Source organism: Gluconobacter sp. P1D12_c (assembly GCF_018812105.1).
Classification (GTDB): domain Bacteria; phylum Pseudomonadota; class Alphaproteobacteria; order Acetobacterales; family Acetobacteraceae; genus Gluconobacter; species Gluconobacter oxydans_A.
Genome location: NZ_JACSIQ010000010.1, coordinates 17,347 through 39,691, shown reverse-complemented (window position 1 = coordinate 39,691; position 22,345 = coordinate 17,347). Strand labels below are relative to the sequence as shown.

Genomic DNA, 22,345 nt, shown 5'->3' with positions numbered 1-22,345 from the left:
ATATCAGGCTGTCATTGATTCGGCGGTAGCGACAGTGCGGCCTTCCGGATCCAGACGATACCCGCCACCTTCGGTGATCAACAGGGATGTCTTTGTGGGATCCGGCTCAATCTTCTGACGGAGGCGATAGATATGCGTCTCAAGCGTATGTGTCGTCACCGCAGCGTTGTAGCCCCACACTTCGTTCAGAAGCACCTGACGGGCGACCGGGCGCTGACCGGCACGGTACAGGTACTTGAGAATCGCAGCTTCTTTTTCCGTCAGGCGAATGCGGCGATTACGGGCCGTCTCAACCAGAAGTTTGGCCGATGGACGAAACGCGTAAGGGCCGATTTCAAAAACGGCATCTTCGCTGTTTTCAAAGATCCGGAGCTGTGCCCGAAGTCGCGCCAGCAGTTCCCCGATACGGAATGGCTTTGCGACGTAGTCGTTTGCGCCAGCATCGAGGCCGCGGACAACATCGCTTTCGTCATCTGAACCGGTGAGAATGATGATCGGCATCCGAACGCCTTCACGACGGAGCTCCGCACAGAAGTCGCGGCCGTCTCCGTCTGGGAGGGTGATGTCCAGCAGCATGGCGTCGTAACGGGCACCAGGCTTCTTGAGGAGCTCCCTTGCTGTTGCCACGGAGACTGCTTCCACAGCCTCAAGTTCGCCACCGTGCTGGAGTTGCTCTGTCAGCAGGCTTCGTAGCGTATCGTCATCATCTACCACGAGGATGGGCCGGGGACCTGCCATAATACCTGTCTCGTTTTATCTAGGCGGAAAACGTCACATCCGCATGTGTTCGCGTTAATAGGCCACGCATCCAATTCTGCCTATCCTGCACCGCAGGACCAGCAGCACACTTGCCATCTGAGATATGACAAATACTTATCCGAAAGGGAACAGCAACATGACTAAAGCTATTTTGAGAATCACTGAGGGCAGCGCTTTTCTTCACTTTCGTAATGTAATTATTCCGGCTTTGATCGGGGCTGGTGGTATTCGCCTTGACAAGCGTGAAGGCGATCACGCGACCCCTGTAGGTGAACTACCCCTCCGCCGTATCCTGTATCGCGCAGATCGCGTGGAAAAGCCTGTTTCCGGCGCGGGTTTACCTATCGAGCCGATTGCTGCTTCGGATGGTTGGTGTGATGACGGATCGCACCCCGATTATAACCGTCCCGTGACACTTCCTCACCCTGCATCATGTGAGAAAATGTGCCGGGATGATCATGCCTATGATCTCTGCATTGTGATGGGGTGGAATGACGTCACCATCGAGTCGGGACGTGGGTCTGCAATTTTCCTGCATCTGCCTCCCGTCAGTGGTGTGACGGAAGGCTGTATTGCATTGCAGGAAAAGGACCTGCGTTATGTGCTGGAACAGGGGCTGACGGCTATCGTGGTGGAAGCGCCTTAAGCTGCCTCTTCCTCTGTGTGCGGAGTGTCAGTCGGAGGTACCATCGAGATCATCAGGTCCCCAGGCATCGGGGTGATCACAGTCGGATCTTCTGCCGAACGAATGAGAATGGCAGAGCGTCTGCTGACAAGGATATCGAGGCGGTTGTCGTCCGCTCCAAAACCTGCCGCATTGGCCTCATTGGCTGCACGGGAAACGAAGCGCCAGCCTTGCTCGAACAGGGTATCGAACAGGGTGTAATTCCAGGCGGGTTCTCCAAGAACCTTTCCTCGGGAGTCACGGGAAAGCCCATGATAAAAATCCAGTCGGGCGACACCCGGGCTAATCTGGAACACCCGTTCCCGCCCCATGGCGGGCGCGAGATGTCCGCAGATCATCCCGTTGTAGATGCCGTCTCCGGTCGTTGCGATCAGGTAGTCTGCCGGTCGTTCTTCCAGTGCTTCCTGCCCGTGCTGGGACAGTAGCTCAGTTCGTAGAACCGGAATGTCGAGTTGTGCGGCTGCCATAAGCGCACTGGAGCGGTTGTCCACGAGAAGAACAGGTATGTTTTCTCTGTGGAGGCAGGCTGCAAGGTCGATGGACCATTTGCTCGCCCCCAGAATGGCAATGGCCGGATCGTTAGAAAGCGTGAGCTTGAGGGCACGCGCGATTGGACGAAGCGAAAAGCCATGAAGGATCATGGTCACAGCGATAACGGCGAATACCGCTGGCATAATGAGGTCAGCCGACTGGTAGCCCGTTTCTTTCAGGCGAATACCAGCAGCGCCTGCCACGGCTGCCGCGACGATGCCGCGGGGGGCAATCCATCCAACGAAGAGACGTTCTTTCCAGGGCATACTGGTGCCCAAGGTGGAAAAGAAAATTCCCACCGGACGTACGACGAACAGTACGACAAGCGTCAGCATCAGAATGGGAATGGAAAGATGCTTGAGAACGTCTCGATGAAGATCTGCCGTCAGCAGGATGAACAGTACCGACACGACGAGGACCACCATCGATTCCTTGATGCGCCTTAGTTCTGCGACGCCTGGAATGTGGAGGTTGGTCAGTGCCATGCCAAAAATAGTGACCGCGACCAGGCCTGCGCCCTCCATTTCCAGATTGCAGGCCGTGAAGATCAGCAGTGCCATTGAGATGAGCACCGGCGTTTTGAGAATTTCCGGCATCATGTCGCGAGTGAAGAGATAACGGATCAGATACGCTGGAAGAATGCCTGCCGAAATCGACTCAGTTGCAGCAGCGAGCAGATCAGGAAGTGTGTGCGTGAAAAAGACGCCGGTATGCAGGTCAACGTGCAGAAGCATGAGCTGCAGCACAACGGCTGCGAGAATCGCTCCCAGTGGATCATTGACGATCGCTTCCCATCGCAGGAACGCTGCGACACGAGGCTGGAGCTTAGCGCTTCGTAGAAGCGGGAGCACCACGGTTGGGCCTGTGACGACAATGATGGCGCCAAACAGCATCGACGTGCCCCATTCAAGGTGGGCAACGTAATGGGCCGCCAGCGATCCCAGAACCCAGTTGATGGGCAAGGCCAGCATCGTCAGGCGTGCGACACCTTCCCCAGCCTCACGGAGCTGCCGGATGTCCAGAGCCATGCCGCCTTCAAAAACGACAATAGCGACCAGAAGGGAGACCAGTGGTCTGAAGACCCAGCCCATCGTCTCTGAAGGGTGCACAATGCCCAGCCCAGGGCCGAACAGAAGCCCAATGGTGAACAGGAGCACGATTGCGGGAAGGCGAAACCGCCAGGCAACCCACTGGGCCAGCATTCCGGCCCCGAAGGTCGAGGCGATGCCGATGAAAATATCATACTGCATGTGTAAGAGCGCGTCGGTCCCGTGCTGATTTTGGAAACCGTATCATAACCCGGATAATGTGTTGGGCCTAACTGCGTGATTTTGAGAGTGTTATCCGATGGTTGAAACGATCCTGACCATTCGTCCGGCACAGTCCCTGGACCGAGAGGGCATCTGGCGTTTGCTGGCACCGGTTCTCAAGGCTGGGGAAACGTACGCTCTGCCGCGAACGTGGGGCCGTCGTCAGGCCCTGGCGTATTGGATGGCCGTCGAGCATCGTGTGTATGTTGCCGAGACAAGGACAGGCCAGATTGTGGGCACATTCTATGTGCAGGACAATCAAAAGGGAGGCGGTCAGCATGTTGCCAATGCTGGTTTTGTGGCAGCGCCGGGATATGGTGCGGGAACGCAAATGGGAGCATATGCCCTGAAAGAGGCTCAGGCGCTCGGATACAGGGCGATGCAGTTCAACTTTGTCGTCAGCACCAATCTGCGAGCCATTGCGCTTTGGAAGCATCTTGGTTTCAGGGTGGTTGGAACGCTACCCGGTGCGTTCAACCACCCTGAGCAAGGGTATGTGGATGCGCTTGTTATGTGGAAGGAGCTTCTTCCTGTGACGTCTCAACCTTCTGTTCAAGCCGCTGCATGACGCAGGCAAAGAAGCCATCCGTTCCGTCACGAAGGGGCGTCAGGGAAAACTGAGCCTTTTCGCGGAGTTCGGCCGGAAGAAGTTCAGGCAGTTCTTCTGTTTCAACCCGAACAAAATCCGTCCGGCGCTTCAGAAATGCATCAATCTGCTGCCCGTTTTCAGCGGCCAAAAGAGAGCACGTCGCATAGATCATCCGGCCGCCGGGTTTGACCAAAGATGCTGCACGATCAAGGATTTCTGACTGTTTGATAACAAGTTCCTGAATGTCTTCAGGTGTCAGTCGCAGTCGTGCATCAGGGTTGCGGCGCCATGTGCCGGTGCCCGAACAGGGGGCATCCACCAGAACGCGATCGAAGCTTGCAGCCCGACGTTTGGCCCATTTGTCGCCTGTGGTGAGCAGGTGCCGCTCAACATTATGCACCCCTGCTCGACGCAGACGTTTGACAGCTCCTTCAAGGCGCTTCTCATGAACGTCACAGGCAACAATATGGCCCTTGTTTTCCATGGTCATGGCAAGGGCAAGAGTCTTGCCGCCAGCGCCGGCACAGTAATCCAGAACGCGGTGTTCCGGTGTGGCGCCAGCGGCTGCGACAACGAGCTGGGAACCTTCGTCCTGAATTTCTACCAGTCCGTCTTTGAAGGCCTGTGCTGCCGTAACCGGCTGTCGGCCATCGAGACGCAATCCCCATGGCGAGAGCTTTGTTGGGACGGCGTTCAGCCCCTCGCTCTTCAGTGCACGCAGACCGTCCTCCCGGGTGCCCTTCAGGAGGTTCACGCGAAGATCCAAAGTCGGGGTTCCGAGCATGGCTTCCATTTCGTCAGCCATTCGGGATCCGAACGTTTCGCGCAGGGCTGGCTCAATCCAATCCGGATATTCGAGGCGGACTGCTACAGGTTGTTTCTGGGTAGAAAGTTCTTTTCCTTCCAGATGCTTAAGGTTCACATCTTCACGCGGCGTCAGAGGCTTTTGAGCATAACGCTCGCCACTGAATAACATGCGAACCTGATCCATCGTCGTGCCGGTTAGCAGCATGGAGGCAGCACATAGCAGGCGTGGAGAAATTTCGCCCTGGCTGCCTTCCAGGTGCCAGTGCAGCCGCCGCCAACCACGCAGCACATCCCAGGCAAGCGTGGAAATGGCGCGCCGGTCTCCGCCGCCTATATAACGGCGTTCACGGAAAAAAGCGTTGGCGGTAGCGTCTGCGGGACGGCGGGGCGCATTCTGGATCGCACAAAGCAGATCAATGGCGCCGGAAAGGCGAGCTGCGGGGGTCATATCGCCCCCGTAGCCGGTTTGGCCTCTCAAAGCGAGAGGCCAATGCACATGAAATGTCAGTCCCGGCGATAGTTCGGGGCTTCACGCGTGATTGTCACGTCATGAACATGGCTTTCACGCAAGCCAGCATTCGTAATGCGACGGAACATGGTGCGCACCTGAAGTTCCGAAACCGTAGCCGATCCAGTGTAGCCCATGCCAGCTTTCAGGCCGCCAACAAGCTGGTGCACAACTGGCGCCATGCCGCCCTTGTAAGGAACTTGCCCTTCAATGCCTTCTGGGACGAGCTTCAGTGTATCCCGCACCTCAGCTTGGAAGTACCGATCAGCAGAGCCTCGAGCCATGGCCCCAAGAGATCCCATGCCGCGATACGATTTGTAGGAGCGGCCCTGATACAGGAACGTTTCGCCTGGGCTCTCGTCCGTGCCAGCCAAAAGAGAGCCGACCATCACGACATCAGCGCCAGCGCCAATGGCTTTTACAATATCGCCGGATGTTCGGATGCCACCATCGGCGATGGCCGGAACATCAAGCTCATGACAGGCTGCAGCCGTTTCCATGACGGCGGAGAACTGCGGAACACCGACGCCTGCAACAACGCGGGTTGTGCAAATGGAACCCGGGCCAATACCAACCTTGATGCAGTCTGCCCCTGCTTCAATAAGTGCGCGCGCTGCCTGTGGGGTCGCGACGTTACCTGCGATGACCTGAAGGCCTGGGTGACGCTCCTTGAGTGTCCGGACGGTGCTCAGAACGCCGTGGGAGTGGCCGTGAGCGGTATCAACGACAATAACGTCCACACCGGCTTCCACGAGGGCCGCAGCACGGTTCAGGCCATCTTCTCCAACGCCGACAGCCGCGGCACAGCGCAGGCGTCCCTGCGCGTCCTTGATGGCGAGCGGATGCGTCGTTGCCTTGTCCATGTCCTTGACGGTGATGAGGCCGATGCAGCGGCCGCCCTCATCAACGACCAGTAGCTTTTCGATGCGGTGACGATGCAGCAGAGCGCGAGCTTCTTCAGGGGCAGCGCCATTCAGAACCGTGACAAGGTTGTCCTTCGTCATCAGATCACGGACGCGGGTGTTCAGGTCCGTGGTGAAGCGGACGTCACGGTTGGTCAGGATGCCAACCAGGATGCCGGTTCCCTCTTCCACAACCGGAAGGCCAGAGACACCGTGGCGAGCCATGATGGCATTGACTTCAGCAAGTGTCTGGTCCGGACCAACGGTGACCGGATTAACGACCATGCCAGATTCGAAGCGCTTGACGCGACGGACCTGCTCGGCCTGCTCTTCAATAGAGAGGTTCTTGTGAATGACGCCCATGCCGCCCTGCTGGGCCATGGCAATGGCCATTCCGTCTTCCGTGACTGTGTCCATGGCCGAGGACATCAAAGGGATGTTCAGCTCAATGGTGCGCGTCAGGCGTGTGCGGGTGGATGTCTGGGCCGGAAGCACGGATGATTCAGCCGGTTCGACGAGAACATCGTCGAACGCCAGTGCTTCACGTATGCGTGCGTTAAAATCAGTTGTGCAGGAAGAGGATGTCATGCCCGCTGGCCCCCGTTGGTCATGCGTCGTGGGACGCTTGAAGTCTGAACCGGGGGCCAAGAGGCCCAGCCGGCCGTTGGCGGGTCCTCATAGACTAATTCCCCCCTGGAGGGGAAGTCTCTTTTTTTGCGGTAGATTTTAAGGAATTTGTTGGCTGGGAGACCTGGATTCGAACCAGGGCTGACCGGGTCAGAGCCGGTAGTTCTACCGCTAAACTATCTCCCAAGCGGTGAGTGGGTGTTTACCCATCACGGCTGAGTGACGCAAGGGGGTCTTTCCACTTTTTTTGAAAAAATTGATATTTTTCTTGCGGTAAGACGTTTTCCCGTCTCATGCTGCATATTCAAGGTCCCAGCACGGGCAAAATCGGGAGCCTAAACAAGATGATGAGGCAAGGAACGGAGCAGAGGCTTTCAGGTCAGGCGCAAATTCGTGCGTCTGGTGCCCGTCAGACCGGTCCGTTCTTCGGGGCCATTGATCTTGGAACGAATAACTGTCGGCTGATGATTGCCGCAGGCACACCGAATGGTTTTCGGGTCGTGGACAGTTTCAACAGGTCTGTCCGGTTAGGGGAAGGTCTGCGTGTCAGCGGTCGACTGGCTGAAGAGTCTATGACACGCGCGCTCGATGCCCTGCGTATTTGCGTCGAGCGCATGCGGCAATGGCCCCTCTCCCACGTTCGCGCTGTAGCCACCGAAGCTTGCCGTCGCGCCGTGAATGGTCGCGAGTTCCTTGAGCGTGTGCAGAGTGAAATCGGCCTGACCATTGATATTATTACGGCGCGTGAGGAAGCAGAACTCGCGCTGGAGAGCTGTTCTCCCCTCTTCCGGATGCCGTCACGGCCACCTTCTCAGTCTGAACGCGGCGTTCTGTTTGATATTGGTGGCGGCTCCACTGAAGTTGCATGGGTGCGTGTTGATCAGGAGCGTAAGTCTCAGACACTGATTGGCACAACCAGCATGCCTGTCGGTGTCATCACGCTTCAGGAGATGTTCGGTGAAGGCCATGGCTCTTCCTATGAAGAGATGGTTTCTCATGTGCAGAGCCACCTTGTAGGTTTTGAGAATGTTCACCGCATCCGCCGTGAAGTCGCACAGGGGAATGCGTGCCTGCTGGGTACGTCTGGTACTGTCACGACCCTTGCCGGTGTCGCTTTGGCCCTGCCCCGTTATAATCGCGCGGCGATTGATGGCCTGACTTTGCCGGGGCAAATCATGCGAAGTGCCATCGATACACTTCGTAGCCTTTCGCGCGATCATTTGGCGATGCATCCCTGTGTCGGACAGGATCGCGTAAAGTATGTTCTTCCCGGATGTGCAATTTTCGAGGCAATTCATCGGACATGGCCTATAGAAGAGGTCACGATTGCCGATCGGGGGTTGCGTGATGGCATGCTGCTGCGTATGGCCCGCGATCATGGTCAGCGTTTCACTAGAGAACGCCGCAGGACCCATCGACATGTAACGCCCCGTTCGAGGGGCCCTCTCGGGAATTACGCCACGATATGAAGCCGCCCAGATCCCGCTCCGGTTCTTCCAAAAAGGATACGGGACCCAAGCGCATCCCTGGAAAAGCTCTCAAGAGTGCTGCCGCACCAGGTGCAGCTGACGCTACTCAGGACGCCTCTACTTCACAGACGGCCCGTAATAAGGTCGTCACCCTCAGAACAGCCCGTGGGCGCACCACGGCACAGCAGCGCTGGTTGAACCGGCAGCTCAACGATCCCTATGTCGCGGCAGCCCGTAAACAGGGCTGGCGTTCACGTGCAGCCTTTAAGCTTATCGAAATCGATGATCGGTTTCACATCATCAAGCCGGGTGCGCGCGTCATCGATCTGGGAGCGGCCCCAGGCGGCTGGTCTCAGGTTGCTGTCAAACGTGGTGCTGGCAATATTGCAGGCGTGGACCTCCTCCCTGTCGATCCTGTCAGCGGTGCCGAGATCATTGAAGGGGATTTCACAGATCCGGAAATGCCTGATCGCCTGAAAGAAATTCTCGGCGGTCCAGCAGATCTTGTCATGTCTGATATGGCTCCCAACACAACGGGCCATGCCGCAACAGACCATATGCGGATTATGGGACTGGCAGAGGGTGCGCTGGATTTTGCAGTTCAGGTACTGGCTGAAGGCGGAAGCTTCGTGGCCAAGGTCTTTCAGGGTGGTTCTGAAAAACAGATGCTTGAGTCCATGAAAAAAGCCTTCTCTTCGGTCAAGCACGTCAAGCCACCTGCTTCCCGCAAGGAATCAAGCGAACTCTACGTCATTGCCACGGGTTTCCGCCCCGAGCGACTAAGCGACGAAGGTTGATCGTTGAACTGACGAGCGCTTTTTTAAAAGCGCTCGTCAGTTGCGGTGCTTGACCGGATCACGTTCCACCTACAGAACGGACAGGATGATCCAGAGCCTCACTGTCATCCTGCTTTATCTCGTGTCGTTGCCGCTTTTTGCGCTCACTCTGGCGCGGCAACCTCATAAAGATCTTCCGCCTTGGGCTATCTGCCTCTCGTTAGTTGCAACCGAGACGTCCACACTGACGATCGTCAGTGTTCCTGGCGTGGCATACCTGCATGGATATGTTTTCCTGGGGCTGGCAGTCGGGTATTTGCTTGGACGCGTGGCTGTTGCCTGGTGGTTTCTGCCTCTGCATGAGCGGGGAGCGACATCCATCTATCGGTATGTTGGCCAGCGGTTCGGAACGCGTCTTCAGAAGCTGGTGTCTGGCACCTTCCTGCTGACGCGCCTCCTTGCCGAAGGTGTTCGTTTGTACGCCGGCATGATTCCGGTTTCCCTTTTATGTGCGAGTATCGGCTATCCCATTCCGGATATTGCTCTGCTTATGGGAATTGTCATTCTCACGCTGGCTTACACGCTAGCGGGTGGTCTGAAAGCTGTCGTCTGGTCCGACACGCTTCAGTTGCTTCTCTATCTCGGCGGCAGTGTCGCGTGTGGGGGCGTGCTGTTCAACCGCTCAGGGACTGATATTTTTCATGCAGCTCCCATGTTCACTGCGGGATTGCCAGCCTTCACCAATCCTTTCTCCGTAGCCGGAGCTGTTGTCGGCGGCGCAATTCTTTCCCTTGCCTCACACGGTACAGACCAACTCATGCTTCAGCGTTGCCTCGCAGCAAAGACGCTCAAAGGCGCGCGGGCAGCGATGATTGGAAGTGTATTTGTCGTGGCGTTGCTGTTCGCCCTGCTCTCATTTGTCGGGGTGGGGTTAAGAGCACTTTGGCCTGATTATCATGGTGCTCCAGATGCACTCTTCCCGCAGTTTGTTCTGACATTGCCCCCCATTCTGCGCGGACTGCTCGTAGCTGGCATTCTGGCTGCGACAATGGGATCTCTTTCCAGTGCCATGAATTCAATGGCAGCCGCGACAAAAAGCGATTTTTTTCCGAAGAAGACGCTGTCCCTGCGGACAGCGACGTGTTTCTGGGCCATTCTGCTTGTTGTGACCGCGCTGTCTTTCTCTCACCCGACTGGCTCTGCCGTTGTGTTCGGGCTCTCAATCGCATCTTACAGCTATGGTGCGACGCTTGGAGTATTTTTGCTGGCTATGGTCGGACATTCACGAGATGAGGCAAATGGGATTGCCGGTTTCATAACAGCCGTTGTTGTTTTGGCCGGCCTGGCGATGGTCAGGATTGGAGGCCATTCCATCGCCTTTCCTTGGCTGGTGCCAGCAGGCGTTCTGGCGACTTTTGCAGGAGCTAAAGTTTTTTCACAGCTGTGGCGGATGGGCTTCCAGAAATAAGGCCATTGCTTTCTGCGCCATGGCAGCATCCTTGCCCAGCTCGATGAGCGCAGGAATCTGCGATGGCTGCCTGACGAGAGAGGACAACAGTCCACCAAGATGGATGGCGCCATCCTTGAGGCCATCCCGTGCAGCTGGCGGTAAGCTTCGTGATGAGTCGTCGCAGACGACACGAAGGACGGCAAAAGGCTTGCCGGTTCTGGCTATTGCACCGCTTTCCATATCGACAGCGATGCAGCCTGTGGCCTCGTAGAGACGGGATTTTTCTTCCGCCGTTTCGATGAGGCTGTCGCTATGAAGAATGCGTCCTTGGCGGGCATACTCTGCCCCGAACTGCCTGCTCAGACCCGCATCGGCCTCATAACTTGTACCGCTCATGACAACACGATCTGCCACGATGATCGTGCCTGGTTTCACGCTGGTTGACAGTCCGCCAGCGCACCCGAAGGATAGCAGACGCGTTGCTCCAGCGCGCAGAAGCCTCTCGGCTCCCGCCACAGCGCCTGATGCTGTAGCATTGCTCAAAGCAATTGGTGTATCAGGCAGGAAGCGGCGAATGATGCACGCTTCCTGCTTCATTCCGACTAGAACACCGAGCATCAGAAACCGTATTCCACGCGACCGGTATTGCTGGTTCCCAGATTGCGGTAACGCGAAAGAGCCTGAAGCGGGAAGAACTGTTTGTAGCCGTGATAGCGAAGGTAAAATACCTTCGGAAAGCCAACAGCGTTATAAGCGTCTTCCTGCCATTCGCCGTTATCATCCTGCTTTGACGTCAGGAAGTTGATGCCACGCTTGACGGCTTCACTATTACGGCGCCCGACAGCCATCAGCGCGAGAACAGCCCAGGCGGTTTGTGACGGCAGGCTCTCCTTGTACGTGCCTGGAGGCGCGCCTTCATAGGTTGCGCAATCTTCCCCCCATCCGCCATCTGCACGCTGCACGTCTTCCAGCCATGTGACGGCGCGCTTCACCATCGGGTCATCATAGGAGATGCCCGCAATGTTCAGGGCACAGAGAACAGACCAGGTGCCGTAGATATAGTTCGTGCCCCAGCGACCGAACCAGCAGCCTTCTTTTTCCTGCTCTTTGCGAAGGTAATCCAGTGCCTTGTCGATGACTGGCCGGTCTTCCGGATGACCAAGCTGGCAAAGGAAAGAAATGCACCGTGCGGACACATCGGCAGTTGGTGGATCCAGAAGCGCGCCATGATCCGAGAACGGAATATGGTTCAGCATTTCGAGATCATTATCGATGTCGAACGCGCCCCACCCACCATTGGTGCTTTGCATTCCAATGATCCATTCCCGTGCGCGTTCAATGGCTTCACGGTTCTCTTCAGGATCAACACGATGCAGCAGCATGCCGACAACAGCCGTGTCATCCACATCCGGGTAGTAATCGTTTTCATACTGGAAAGCCCAACCGCCCGGACGTAGATTGGGTGTGTTGACCGCCCAGTCTCCTTTGACATCCAGAATCTGGCGGTCCCGCAGCCATTCAGCACTTTTCTTGAGCTTTGCGATGGTTTCGTCCCGTTTGGTGGGATGAGCACCGGATGCCGCTTCCATCATCGCAAGCCCTGACAGTCCCGTATCCCACACAGGTGAGACGCAGGGCTGGCAGTAAATTTCGTCTTCTTTTTGAACAAGAAGGTCCTGAATAGACTCCCATGCCGTGACCACGCGCGGATCGCTGTCGGGAACGCCAAGCGCGCGATACATCATGACCACGTTGGCCATGGCAGGGTAAATCGCTCCAAGTCCGCCACGACTCAGGCGTGGTTCAACAAAGCTGATGGCAGCCTTGATGGCTTTCTCATGGATGCGGTTAGGAATGAGCGGCAGAATAGGTCGAAGCGCAGAGTCCAGATGTTTGAAGGCCCGCCCCCAGATTGAACGGTAGGGACCTCGTATCCAGTCCTTGACCAGCTCAGGTGGCTTGACGAACAGTTCCTGGACGTGAATGCCACGAGGATTGATGGCAACAGGTTTCATGGCCCCCACTGCCAGCATCGGCGCCAGCACGCATCGTGACCAGTACGACATGTTCCAGACTGAGAAGAACGCCTTCCGCGGGAGCAGCATGAGCTCAACCGGCATGACAGGCGTAGCATCCCAGGGAACTTCGCCATACAGAGCAAGCTGGATGCGGGTGAACACATTGGATCTGGCGGCACCACCGTGGTCCAGGATGGCTTCGCGGGCGCGACGCATATGTGGCGCGTCTATACTGTCTCCAATGGCCTTGAGCGCAAAATACGCTTTTACACTTGCGGACAAGTCAAAGCCACCACCAAAATAAAGCGGCCAGCCCCCATGCTCGCCCTGAATACGGCGCAGATAAACACCAATTTTGTCCTGCTTTTCCTGATCAATACGATCAAGATAATGCTCTAGCAGAACGTATTCGGCAGGAATGGTCGCGTCTGCCTCAAGTTCAAAAACCCAGTGTCCGTCGTCTTTCTGGCGATTGCCCAGAGCGGCATGGGCCCCCTCAATGGCACGGTTGACGTTTTCGGCGTCGACAGGCTTGTGGGAAAGGGTCTCGCTCACACGGTCCTCCTTTTCATCAGGATAAATCAGCATTGTTCAGGTCTCCCGGGACATGCAGCCCTCATTATCGGGAGTTGTGTTACAGCCATGGTTTGGAGAGCAGTCATCACGTTTCCGTGTTTTTTACGGCAGAACGGAAACCCAGAGCGCTGACTGCTGCCAGTCCGGATTGAATGGCCCCTTCGATTGTTGAGGGAAGCCCCGTATCCGTCCAGTCCCCCGCCAATGCCATATTGGCGGTGTCTGTCTTCGCTTTGGGGCGACGGCGGTTTTGCTCTGGTGTTGCGGCGAATGTTGCGCGTTTTTCCCGTAGCAGCCGAGCTGGTGGCATCGCGACAGGGAGCGGCTGAGGCAGGATCGGATCCAGTGCACGCCGGATTTCAGACCAGATGGTGGCAAGCATCTCGTTGCTGTCTCGATCTGCGTAGCGATTAGCTGCGCTGACCGTGACGGAAAGGACGTCGCCTTTCAGAAAGATCCACTCCGAAATACCGCCCACGAGACCTACAAAACCTGCCTGAGCGACGACACCCCTCGCCTCTACAGGCGCAGAAAGTTTGAAATGCGCGTTTGCAATGCTCTCGAATGCGTCTGGCACAACCAGTTCTGGCAGCAGGTTTTGGGTGACTGGAGCGGGTGTAGCGACAATGACGTGGTCTTCCAGGCCAAGCTCAATGCGGCCTTCCGTCGTCTCAATGGCAGTCGCGCGACCATTCTCTCTGATGATGGTACTAACGCGGACGCCCGTGCGGACCGTCGCATGATACCGGTTCAGGTATGAAATCGCTGGGTCGACCAGTGTTTCAGAGAGGCCAATTTTTGGGAACCAAGGGCAGCAGGCCATACCGCCTTGTGCCAGAGACTTCCGGATGACGTTTCCCAACAACAGTGCACTACCAGTGTGCAGGTCTGTGTTCAGAACCGAGATGGCGAAAGGCTCCAGGAGGCGCCGGCTCAGCTGACCGGGTTTCAGGCACTCTTCCACAACGGTCGTGTCACCAGCCTTCAGGAAGCGCCCGAGGGATGCCAGTTCGGAAAGCTTCATCCCTGGAACGCGGCGACCGCCAGGTAATGCCCAGAATGGGACTTTTCCTTTGGAAAGGCGAAGTGTCCAAGCCAGATCTTCTGCCAGATCATAGTAAGGAAAGATCGGAATACCGGGGCCTGCCAGTGTGTGGCGGGCGCCGAGAATATCCAGATACCGGAATGTCAGTCCGTTGGCCGACAATAGTAGATGGTTTCCGTTGTCGATCAGGGTATCGAGCGTGCGATCATGAAAAGAGCGTGCGCGTCCGCCACAGGCAGGGCCCGCTTCATAAATCGTGACCTGGGCCTGGGCGGCAAGTTCTACGGCAGCAGACAGGCCAGACAGGCCTCCGCCAATAATATGAACGTGGCTCATCGGGCTTACTTCACGTATGCCGCCAGAGCGCGCACTGCCCGCCAGCCCTTACTGACTTTCGGAGAAAGCTCCGGATTTTCCCATCCACGCTTTTCGAGTGCGTTCAGGACTGGCTCATAAGACGCTGCCATCATGCGTGCTGGACGCATGGCGGTGCTGTTACATTCTTTCATTGCACGGCGCGCTTCCCGGAAATGATCATGAGCGCGGCGGCTCAGGATACGTGCCACATCATCCAGGCCATGTGCGTACAGAGCTTCTTTTGGATTGGTGGGTACGTTGAAGCGTTCCAGCAGCTCTGACGGAAGGTACAGCCGGTCCCGTGCTGCATCTTCGGCAATATCGCGCAGGATATTGGTAAGCTGGAGGGCGCGCCCCAGATGTTTGGAGACACGGTCAGCGGCGGCGGAAGAGTCCCCGAATGCACGAACCGAGAGGCGACCTACGGCTGACGCAACGCGATCGCAATACAGATCCAAGGTTTTCTCGTCAGGTGCAACAATGGGGGCGCCGCAGTCCATGGCCATACCGTCAATAACGGCATGGAAATCCTTGGCCTGGAGCTGAAACCGGAAAATTGCTGCCACTAGAACACGATCGAGTGCGTCGTGCGTTTCCCCCTGATACAGGCGGTCTATACGTTCATGCCATTCCTGCAGGGCATGTGCGGGGTCCGCGACTTTTGTGTCACCATCAGCAATGTCGTCGACCTGCCGGCAGAACGCATAGATTGCAAACATGGCCTGCCGCCTTGCGGCCGGTAAGACCTTCATACCTCTCGCAAAAGACGTCCCGGAGGCTGTGACAATGTGCGCAACATGGTCAAGATCGGCCTGCGCGCAGGGAAGACCAGAAAAAGCACGCGCCCTGCTGAAAACCATGTCTGTCACCTGTTCTGTTTCAGAAGTTCTGCGTTCTAGCCCCAAACCGGGATGTCACAAAGCCGACACGAACGGAATGGGATGCCATACGTTTGTATGATGCCAAATGGCAACACTCTGCCCAAAGGAGTATCCGATGAATTTCCGTTTGTCTCTGATCCTTCTGTCCTGCATGGCTGCGGGTTCAGTTGCCCATGCAGAATCGTCGACAGCCACCGCCCATGCTGATCACCTGCTGAACGCATCCCATTCCTGGAACGGAGTAACCTACACGCCGTATTCCACATCTCAGCCAGAACTGAGTATGATCCGGCTCACCATTCCGCCTCACACGGCCTTGCCCTGGCATGTCCATCCATTTCCAAACGCTGGCTATGTCCTACAGGGAACACTGAAAATTGAAGACCGTGAGAGCGGCAAAACCAGAACCTTTCATCAGGGCGAAGCCTTTGCGGAGTCAGTGAATGATGTGCACCGAGGTGTGTCAGGAGATGTCCCGACTGTTCTTCTGTTGACCTATGCGGGCGTTGAGGGGAAGCCAACCTCTATCCCCGTAGACAAGCAGAAACCGGAATACTGAAATCCGATTTCATTTCGGGCTTTGACAGATAGATCGTTTCGTTTCTAGTATGTTTTCAGACACACTAGGAGCGTGAGCCGAGCATGACCGACTGCCTGTCCCCTGAAGCAAAAGACGATCTTCTCTCACGCGGTTATTCCCGTCGTAGTCTGGGCCGCGTGGCTGCACTAATGAGTGCAGGCATGGCAGTTCGGTCCCTTGTTGGGCGTGCGGAGGCATCCCCCCTCACCGCGCTGCCGCCCGGTGATGTCACCAAGATGGTCCGCATCGGCAGCAATGAATGCTGGACTGGTCCCTTTCCAGCCGCTGCCAAGGCGGGTGCTGCTGCCGTTTTCGAGGGAAACCGGTATGATCCGAGTGGCCATACCCGCGAAGATCTGATCCGCACGGCGGCCAAGATCGACAACGTCCCAGAAAATTGCATTCTGCCATGGGGCGGCTCGTCTGATCCGCTCTGTCGTACGATCGTGACGTTCTGTTCCCCGACGCGTGGTCTGGTCACGGCTGACCCGAGTTACGAAGCCGGATGGGTCGCTTCTGAGTGGCTCAAGATTCCGCTGGCCAAGGTGCCGCTGGACGCATCGAACGGTTATAAGACTGATGTGAAGGCGATGCTGAAGGCTAATCCGAATGCCGGCGTCTACTACATCTGCTCACCGAACAATCCGACCGGCACCATCACGCCGCTGGAAGATATTCGCTGGCTGGTTGCGAATAAGCCTAAAGACTCCATTGTTCTGGTTGATGAAGCCTACATCCATTTCTCTGACGCCCCGAGCGCCGTTTCGCTCGTTGCTGAGGGACGCGATGTAGTTGTCCTGCGAACCTTCTCGAAGATGTTCGCTATGGCTGGCCTGCGACTTGGCTTCAGCATGGCTCCGCCGGCCCTGCATGAGAAGATGATGCGCTATGATGGTGTGAACCAGACTCACATGCTGCCGATCCCTGCGGTCATCTGCGGTACAAAGAGCCTGACCATGACGTCGGATATTGCGGCACGCCGTCGTGAGATGGATGCGGCACGCGCCATGACCTATGAGCACCTTCAGAAGAAGGGCATCAGCTTCATTCCTTCTGATGCGAATATGTTCGTTATTGACTGGAAGCGCCCTGCTGCACCGATCAAGGATGCTTTCCTGAAGGAAAACATTATCATTGGTCGCTCCTGGCCGATCTGGCCGAATGCTTCCCGTATTACGGTTGGCTCCATGAGCGACATGAAAAAGTTCTGTGCAGCGCTCGACCGTATTATCGGCTGATTTGCCTGAGGGAAGGCCTGAGGCCTTCCCTTATTTTACTTAGTTCGACGGAAAGTAGCGCATAGCCAGAAGCAATGCCTTTACGCCGTCTGATTTCGTAAGAGACACACGTTCTGCGACAGGGTCCTGACGCCTTAGTTTGCGCGTCAGAGTATGCGACAGCTCTACGATAACAGCAGCTTCAAGCCGCATCCGGCGATCCTTGATCAGCATCGGTAGTCCGCGGGCTTCGCGATTCAGCGTGTCTACGCCATCCAGCATTCTATCAAAAACGCGGCGCAGACCTGGTTTGCTTCGAACAAGCCGAAGATCGTCGATCGTAACGCCTTCTTCTTCGAGCCACGGAAGCGGAATGTAGCATCGATCCAGCGTCTTCAGATCTTCAGATGCATCCTGAAGATGGTTGATGACCTGCAATGCGGAGCATAGAGCGTCTGATGGTGCCAAGGTTTCCTGCCCTTCTGCGTGCAGCAGCAGAAGAAAGCGCCCAACCGGGTTGGCCGAATACCGGCAGTAATGCAGGAGTTCCTGCCAGCTCTCATAACGTGTCTTTTCTGCATCCATACAGAATGCTTCAAGAAGATCCGTTGCCGTCTCCAGAGGAACACCTGTTTTGAGGAGTGCCTCTCTTAATTTTACGGCTGTCTGTGCATCTGCTCTTTGAGGCGCCTGGATTTCCCCGCGAATGACGGCAGCCATCCCTTTCAGCCGAGCAATTTTCTGCTGTGGCGTCAGGTCGGGAGTGTCCACCATGTCATCGGCGACGCGGGCGAAATTGTAATATGTGTGAACATATGGGCGCAGGCGCCGGGAAATCAGTAGAGAGCCGACGGGGAAATTTTCGTCAGTTTTGCCTTTGGCGGAGGTGACGTCTTTCGTCCCCCAGATGTCTTCTGTCACGATGCCTCATCCGTATAGGAACGATTTTTCCAGCGTACGCCGACGCCTCTATGGTGGTCTATGGCAGAACCAACGGTGGCAGCCATATAAAAAGCCGCAACGAATGGCAGCGGTAATGCCCGCCATAATGGAAGACCGAACCGCTTCAAAGTCGGCAGGAACGTTGCGCAAGACACGAGATAGGTCAGAAGTCCGACTTTCCTCGTGCGACCCTTGCCAAAAAGCGCCAGACCGACAGGGAGAAGCCAGATCAGCGTCATTCCCAGAATGGTCGCCAGCAACAGCAATGGAGACTGGCGAAGCTGGACGTAAGCTGTCCGGGCAATCATTTCCCAGATGTCTTTGGCGCCGCGATAGGGACGGACTGACCATGCAAGTTCGCTATGCCCCAGATAGAGCCGACCGCCAGATCGTTTGACATGCGCTGCGAGCGTGCAGTCATCAATTAGTGCGCCACGGATGGCTTCGATGCCACCGATCCGCTCCAGAGCGCGTCGACGGAGAAGGATTGTTCCTCCTGCTGCTCCCGCAATGCGTGACCGTTCACTGGCTGTCCAGGCAAACGGATAGAGCATGGCGAAGAAATAGACGAAAGCCGGAACAAGAAACCGCTCGGCCGAGCTTTCGCAGTTAAGGGCAACCATCTCTGAAACCATGTCGAGATCGTCTTCACGCGCCTTGGCCAGAAGGGTGGCCAAGTGCTGGGGCGCATGCATGATGTCGGCATCGGTAAACAGAATGTAGCCGTAAGGCCCAATATGGTTCAGGGCCTTTTGGGCGCCCTGGTTAACAGCCCATAGCTTGCCACTCCATCCGGGTGGTCGTGGGGCACCAGTGAGAACAATCAGCCGGTTATGAGGGTCGGGAACGGCGCGTGCCAGATCTCCCGTTCCGTCCGTGCTGTTGTCATCTACGAGAATGACCGAAAGTTTGCCGTCGTAGTCCTGTTGCAAAAGAGATGTCAGACACGACTGGATAGACTCAGCTTCGTCACGCGCTGGCACCACGATTGTAACATCCGGGGCGCACGGGGGCGACGAACCTGCTTTGAGAGTTGGGCCACCCTGCCAGAATTTTCCATGGAAGAGTGAAAGATAAATCCAAGCCCCGAGACTGGTAAGTGCGCTTCCAAACAGCATTATTTCATACGTCCATGCAGTCGGAACCATGAAATCGCATCCGCGATCGCATCCCGTGCAGGGCGCGGCGCATAGCCCAGTTCTCTCTGAGCCTTGAGCGATGAGAAGAACATGAGCTTCCGGGACATGGCGAGTGTTTCGCGCGTTACACGGGGCTCAATCCCGAATCCTCGTGCGAGCCATTCAGAGACGACCGCGACTGGATAGAGCCAGGATTGCTTGAGCTTGACCCGAGGCGGCTTAACGCAGGCAATTTCGCTGGTGAGCCTGAAGAGGTCTCCGAGCATCATGTTCTCGCCACCGAGAATATATTTTTCGCCAATTTTTCCGCGTTCCAGAGCCAGAACATGGCCTTCTGCGACATCGTCCACGTGAACGATGTTCAATCCGGTCTCGACGTATGCGGGCATCCGGCCAGAGGCGCAGTCAAGAATCATCTGCCCCGTGGGGGTTGGTTTGATATCGCGCGGACCAATCGGCGTGGACGGATTGACGATAATCGCTGGAAGACCTTTTTCCCGGACCAGCTTCAGCACTTCCTGTTCCGCACGATACTTGGACAGTTTGTACGTGCCGATGACACTGCTTTCCGTGACGTATGTTTCTTCGTCCGCAGGTGTTCCGTCTTTGCTCAGGCCAAGCGCTGCTACGGAAGAGCAGTAAACGATCTTTTCTACCCCGGCCTCAAGGGCTGCGAGCATCAGGTTCCGTGTGCCGTCCACGTTCGCTTTCATCATGACGGAAGGGTCCGGGACCCAGAGTCGGTAATCGGCAGCGACGTGAAAGAGGATCTTCACACCTTTGAGAGCGGCAGGAAGGGTCGTCGGATCAGACAGATCCCCGATGGCAAGTTCCGCGTCGAGCTCTGCAATGTTGGAACGGTCCGAGTTTTCCCGAACGAACAAACGCAGGCGGTGCCCACGTTCCCGGAGTACGCGGGCAACAGCAGAACCAACGAACCCGGTAGCCCCTGTAACGAGTGTGACATCGTTCATGGTGGCAATCTTCTCCTCGGCTCATCAGCAACAGGTTGAAATTTTTCGGCCACCATACTGCCGGTGGCTTTCGGGGGAAAGCGTCTGCAAGGCTGGAATATTGCAGAGCTGTGGGTTAGAGCGTGTTGCGAACGGTATGTGACGAAGACGTTGAAAAAAACTCTCCCTATTATTCTCTCCCTTCTGGGTGTGGCTCTTTTCACATTCATTGCCGCCAAGGCAGGCATCCAGCCAGTCATGGAAGCTCTTGGAAAAGTTGGCGTCGGAGGTTTCTTCCTTCTGGTGCTGATCCAGCTTGTTCTGGATGTCGGTCTCGGCCTCGCCTGGAAGGCAGCCGTACCGCAGATCGGTCTGGCACGATTGACCGGCGCGCGATTTGTCCGTGATGCAGCCGGTGCCTGCCTGCCCTTTTCCCAGCTTGGCGGAATGGTCCTCGGCGTTCGTGCAACCCTGGCAGGGCATCAGGCTCGGGACGTTGATGGTGAAGATCTTCACTGGCCGGAAGGTGTGGCGGCCAATCTGGTCGACATCACAACAGAGGTTCTTGGGCAGATCGCCTTCATTCTTGTTGCGATTCTCTGCCTGGTTGGTCATCAGGGAGCTGCGCGGTTTATTTGGCCTCTGATGGGCGGCATGGTGCTGCTCTCTCTCGGCATTGCCGGTTTCATCTGGACGCAGCATCGAGGCGGATCGATGGTACGCAAGGCGGCCATGTTCTTCGGGCGTCATATCGCCTCTGACTGGCGAGAGAGCCTGATTGGAAATACAGACATCTTTCAGGCGCGGCTGGAATCGCTGTGGGGCCGCCCGGATCGCATTATGCTGGGCGCGATCGTCCATTTCAGTTGCTGGGTTGGTGGTGCAGCCGCCACATGGACGGCTCTGGAGCTGTTAGGCGCTCACGTCGGGTTTTTGTCTGCTCTCGCCATTGAAGGCGTGGTCTGCGGGATCATGTCAGCAGGCTTCCTTGTTCCGGCGGCACTTGGTGTGCAGGAAGCCGCCTATGTGGCGCTCGGCCTCATTTTTGGAGTAGACTCACAGATCTCCCTCAGCCTGTCTCTGCTCCGCCGTGGGCGTGATATCCTGATCGGTATTCCCGTTCTTCTTGGATGGCAGGCTGTAGAGATGAATCGTCTTCGCAAAGAACGGGCTACCCTTGCCGGCACTCCTGACGACACCGTTACGTCGGTGCTGAAAAAAGCCAGAACGTCTGCCATGGCTGGAGCTGTGGGGAAGGACGGATCGTCTAGCCGCGAAAATGAAAAAGAGGACGACGCTGCTTTCGCAACCGCGCCGCGCGTTCTGTGATGCCCCTTTTCCGTTCTCTGGCAGTTATTGGTCCCGGTTTGATCGGCTCCTCTGTCCTGCGGCGTGCGAAAGAAATGGGCACGCTAGCGGACACGCTGATCGCGGCTGATATTAATCCTGCTGTTCTTGATCGCGTCCGCGAGCTTGGATTTGCAGATGTCGTTACAGACGATATGGCGCTGGCAGCACAGGCTGACTGCGTGATGATCTGTGTTCCCGTTGGTGCAGTAGAAGCAACAGCGCGCGTTATTCTGCCTCACATGCGACCGGGAGCAATACTCACGGATGTTGCATCTGTACGCGGAAAACTCGGCCCTACAATACAGGCACTTCTGCCCGCGGGTGTGGACTATGTTCCGGGTCACCCCATGGCTGGAACCGAGCACTCAGGGCCGGATGCTGGTTTTGCAACGCTTTTTGAGAACCGCTGGTCGCTGCTCGTGCCGCCAGAGGGAGCAAATGAGCTTGCCATAGAGAAGATCCAGAAGCTGTGGGAGCTTTGTGGCGCTCGCACAAAAATTCTTCCTGATGACAAGCATGACCGTATCTGCGCCATGGTGAGTCACCTTCCCCATCTGCTGGCTTTTACGATTTGCGATACGGCGGATAATCTTTCCGAAGAAATCCGCGCAGCCGTTCTGGACTATGCCGCATCAGGTTTCCGTGATTTCACACGTATCGCGGCTTCTGATCCCGTTATGTGGCGAGACATCTTCATCGCCAACAAGGATGTCTTGTTAGAGACCTTGGATCGCTTCGTTGCAGATGCCCAAGGTATGGCGCAGGCGATACGTGCTGGGGATGAAGAAGCGATTACGAGCCGGATTGAACGAGGTCGAGCAATCCGGCGGACACTGATCGAAAATCGACAGGCTTGAATATTTTCCCTTCCTGA

20 protein-coding genes and 1 tRNA gene are annotated in these 22,345 nt (G+C 56.4%); 9 read left to right on the top strand and 12 right to left on the bottom strand.

What is annotated here, in order from left to right:
• Positions 1–3: 3 nt before the first annotated feature.
• Complete coding sequence (locus KP705_RS11790) at positions 4–738, bottom strand: response regulator transcription factor (RefSeq protein ID WP_046901674.1); 735 nt, start codon at positions 736–738, stop codon at positions 4–6.
• A 157-nt stretch (positions 739–895) separates the two neighbouring features.
• Here KP705_RS11790 and KP705_RS11785 point away from each other — a divergent pair, with 157 nt between their 5' ends.
• Positions 896–1,405: a L,D-transpeptidase gene (locus KP705_RS11785; RefSeq protein ID WP_046902097.1), complete on the top strand. Its 510-nt coding sequence runs from the start codon at positions 896–898 to the stop codon at positions 1,403–1,405.
• Here KP705_RS11785 and KP705_RS11780 read toward each other — a convergent pair.
• Positions 1,402–3,225: a sodium:proton antiporter gene (locus KP705_RS11780; protein WP_046901675.1), complete on the bottom strand. Its 1,824-nt coding sequence runs from the start codon at positions 3,223–3,225 to the stop codon at positions 1,402–1,404. The two genes, KP705_RS11785 and KP705_RS11780, sit on opposite strands and share 4 nt — an antisense overlap.
• Positions 3,226–3,322: 97 nt before the next feature.
• On the opposite strand from KP705_RS11780, the gene KP705_RS11775 reads away from it, so the two are divergent.
• Positions 3,323–3,853, top strand: coding sequence for a GNAT family N-acetyltransferase (locus KP705_RS11775; RefSeq protein WP_046901676.1), 531 nt, complete (start codon positions 3,323–3,325; stop codon positions 3,851–3,853).
• Here the strand turns inward: KP705_RS11775 and KP705_RS11770 are convergent.
• The 3 genes from KP705_RS11770 to KP705_RS11760 all read right to left on the bottom strand — a co-directional run bounded on the left by KP705_RS11770 (position 3,795) and on the right by KP705_RS11760 (position 6,904).
• Positions 3,795–5,129, bottom strand: coding sequence for an RsmB/NOP family class I SAM-dependent RNA methyltransferase (locus KP705_RS11770; RefSeq protein WP_046901677.1), 1,335 nt, complete (start codon positions 5,127–5,129; stop codon positions 3,795–3,797). The two genes, KP705_RS11775 and KP705_RS11770, sit on opposite strands and share 59 nt — an antisense overlap.
• A 56-nt stretch (positions 5,130–5,185) precedes the next feature.
• Entirely contained in the window at positions 5,186–6,679 is a 1,494-nt protein-coding gene (gene guaB / locus KP705_RS11765) for an IMP dehydrogenase (protein WP_046901678.1), read from the bottom strand.
• A gap of 151 nt (positions 6,680–6,830) precedes the next feature.
• Positions 6,831–6,904, bottom strand: a tRNA-Gln gene (locus KP705_RS11760).
• A 158-nt stretch (positions 6,905–7,062) separates the two neighbouring features.
• On the opposite strand from KP705_RS11760, the gene KP705_RS11755 reads away from it, so the two are divergent.
• From KP705_RS11755 to KP705_RS11745, 3 genes are all read left to right on the top strand, one after another.
• Positions 7,063–8,187 carry a Ppx/GppA phosphatase family protein gene (locus tag KP705_RS11755; RefSeq protein WP_215764489.1) on the top strand — a complete coding sequence of 375 codons (1,125 nt, stop codon included), beginning with the start codon at positions 7,063–7,065 and terminating at the stop codon, positions 8,185–8,187.
• The gene (locus KP705_RS11750) at positions 8,184–8,984 is read left to right on the top strand and encodes an RlmE family RNA methyltransferase (RefSeq protein WP_046901679.1); all 801 of its coding nucleotides are present in this window, start codon (positions 8,184–8,186) and stop codon (positions 8,982–8,984) included. Before KP705_RS11755 ends, KP705_RS11750 begins: the two co-directional genes overlap by 4 nt.
• Before the next feature lie 85 nt (positions 8,985–9,069).
• A complete protein-coding gene (locus KP705_RS11745; RefSeq protein ID WP_046901680.1) occupies positions 9,070–10,431 on the top strand; it encodes a sodium:solute symporter in 1,362 nt (453 codons plus the stop codon).
• Here the strand turns inward: KP705_RS11745 and KP705_RS11740 are convergent.
• The 4 genes from KP705_RS11740 to hpnD form a co-directional block, all read right to left on the bottom strand.
• Positions 10,399–11,031 carry a hypothetical protein gene (locus tag KP705_RS11740; RefSeq protein ID WP_064272909.1) on the bottom strand — a complete coding sequence of 211 codons (633 nt, stop codon included), beginning with the start codon at positions 11,029–11,031 and terminating at the stop codon, positions 10,399–10,401. The genes KP705_RS11745 and KP705_RS11740 overlap by 33 nt on opposite strands.
• Entirely contained in the window at positions 11,031–13,019 is a 1,989-nt protein-coding gene (gene shc, locus KP705_RS11735; RefSeq protein ID WP_064272910.1) for a squalene--hopene cyclase, read from the bottom strand. The genes KP705_RS11740 and shc overlap by 1 nt, the downstream gene beginning before the upstream one ends.
• A gap of 73 nt (positions 13,020–13,092) precedes the next feature.
• A complete protein-coding gene (gene hpnE, locus KP705_RS11730) occupies positions 13,093–14,388 on the bottom strand; it encodes a hydroxysqualene dehydroxylase HpnE (RefSeq protein WP_215764488.1) in 1,296 nt (431 codons plus the stop codon).
• Between the two features lie 5 nt (positions 14,389–14,393).
• The gene (hpnD, locus tag KP705_RS11725) at positions 14,394–15,269 is read right to left on the bottom strand and encodes a presqualene diphosphate synthase HpnD (protein ID WP_215764487.1); all 876 of its coding nucleotides are present in this window, start codon (positions 15,267–15,269) and stop codon (positions 14,394–14,396) included.
• A 136-nt stretch (positions 15,270–15,405) separates the two neighbouring features.
• On the opposite strand from hpnD, the gene KP705_RS11720 reads away from it, so the two are divergent.
• A complete protein-coding gene (locus KP705_RS11720) occupies positions 15,406–15,849 on the top strand; it encodes a cupin domain-containing protein (protein ID WP_046901685.1) in 444 nt (147 codons plus the stop codon).
• Between the two features lie 83 nt (positions 15,850–15,932).
• Positions 15,933–17,108, top strand: coding sequence for a pyridoxal phosphate-dependent aminotransferase (locus KP705_RS11715; RefSeq protein ID WP_046901686.1), 1,176 nt, complete (start codon positions 15,933–15,935; stop codon positions 17,106–17,108).
• Positions 17,109–17,147: 39 nt separating this feature from the next.
• On the opposite strand, the gene hpnC is transcribed toward KP705_RS11715, so the two are convergent.
• From hpnC to hpnA, 3 genes are read right to left on the bottom strand one after another with little or no spacing between them, the layout of a single operon-like run.
• Positions 17,148–18,008, bottom strand: a complete 861-nt coding sequence (gene hpnC, locus KP705_RS11710; protein ID WP_215764486.1) for a squalene synthase HpnC — start codon at positions 18,006–18,008, stop codon at positions 17,148–17,150.
• Positions 18,005–19,147 (bottom strand): glycosyltransferase, encoded by a 1,143-nt coding sequence (locus KP705_RS11705; RefSeq protein ID WP_046901688.1) that lies wholly within the window; start codon positions 19,145–19,147, stop codon positions 18,005–18,007. Before KP705_RS11705 ends, hpnC begins: the two co-directional genes overlap by 4 nt.
• Positions 19,147–20,142 carry a hopanoid-associated sugar epimerase gene (gene hpnA / locus KP705_RS11700; protein ID WP_046901689.1) on the bottom strand — a complete coding sequence of 332 codons (996 nt, stop codon included), beginning with the start codon at positions 20,140–20,142 and terminating at the stop codon, positions 19,147–19,149. The genes KP705_RS11705 and hpnA overlap by 1 nt, the downstream gene beginning before the upstream one ends.
• 138 nt (positions 20,143–20,280) lie before the next feature.
• On the opposite strand from hpnA, the gene KP705_RS11695 reads away from it, so the two are divergent.
• Both KP705_RS11695 and KP705_RS11690 read left to right on the top strand, forming a co-directional pair.
• Positions 20,281–21,450: a lysylphosphatidylglycerol synthase domain-containing protein gene (locus KP705_RS11695; RefSeq protein ID WP_046902099.1), complete on the top strand. Its 1,170-nt coding sequence runs from the start codon at positions 20,281–20,283 to the stop codon at positions 21,448–21,450.
• On the top strand, positions 21,450–22,328 hold the full coding sequence (locus tag KP705_RS11690) for a prephenate dehydrogenase/arogenate dehydrogenase family protein (protein WP_046901690.1): 879 nt from the start codon (positions 21,450–21,452) through the stop codon (positions 22,326–22,328). The genes KP705_RS11695 and KP705_RS11690 overlap by 1 nt, the downstream gene beginning before the upstream one ends.
• The last annotated feature ends 17 nt before the right edge of the window (positions 22,329–22,345 follow it).